We start from the raw sequence: 950 nt of genomic DNA on the forward strand, positions 1-950 counted from the left end.
CGGCGGCTCGCGGCCAGATGACTCCGATGGACGATGATGACCAGGCCGATTTGTACGAGCTGACGCAAGATGTGCTTTCTGCAGCCGGCTTGCCTGCTTACGAGATCTCCAATCATGCCATGTCGGAAAAATACCAGTCTCGTCACAACAACATCTACTGGAATGGCGGTGACTGGATCGGTGTGGGTCCTGGTGCGCATGGTCGGCTTAGCGTAGGTGGAAACCGTTATGCCTCAGAGGCTGAGCGTCAGCCGGCGGCCTATATCGCAAACGTGCAAGCTCTTGCGTCGGGATGGTCTGAGGCGTCCAAGCTGTACCCGCTAGACAATGCAAGAGAGTTGCTGGCCATGGGATTGCGACCATCATCCGGGATCGACCGGACAAGGATCGAAAGCATTTCAGGCCGGACACTCTCGCAGGCCAAGATCGATGTGTTCGTCGAAGAAGGCTGGATGGTGCAAGACGGACCAAGGCTCGCCCTTACCGCGCGCGGACGGCTTCTCGCAGATGCCCTGACTGCTGAACTGTCTCCCTGATCAAGGTGCAGGTGGGAAGCGTCCCATGCGTTGCTCCCAATGGCGGCGGCAAAGTGAGAGGTACGTCGCCTTGGCGATACTGACCTGTTCGCCTTCGGTAAGGGCTTTTCCATCCGGACCAAGCCGCACAACCATCGTGGCCTTCCGGCCGCACTCGCAGATCGTGCGGATCTCCCGCAGCGAGTCGGCAATCGCCAGCAGCGCGGCGGAACCTTCGAACAGTTCTCCCTGGAAATCTGTTCGCAGGCCATAGGCCAGCACAGGTACATTCAGATGGTCCGCGACACGCGCGAGCTGCCAAGCTTGCGTCTTGGTCAGGAATTGCGCCTCATCGACGAATATCGCGCTCATCTTGTGACCGGCCATCGCATCGCCGATAAGCGCATACAAATCCGTGTCCGCCGTATAGAGAAC

Annotated in this window: 1 protein-coding gene and 1 pseudogene; one reads left to right on the forward strand and one right to left on the reverse strand. The window is 58.8% G+C overall.

All coding sequences use genetic code 11. The features are described 5' to 3' along the window. A pseudogene (locus tag B4F73_RS07395) lies at positions 1-536 on the forward strand (coproporphyrinogen III oxidase); the annotation flags it as partial. On the opposite strand, the gene B4F73_RS07400 reads toward B4F73_RS07395, so the two are convergent. After that, on the reverse strand, positions 537-950 hold a 414-nt coding region (locus B4F73_RS07400; RefSeq protein ID WP_290481440.1), incomplete at its 5' end, for a thymidine kinase.

Origin of the sequence: Hyphomonas sp. UBA3601 (assembly GCF_002375605.1) — a bacterium.
Classification (GTDB): Bacteria; Pseudomonadota; Alphaproteobacteria; order Caulobacterales; family Hyphomonadaceae; genus Hyphomonas.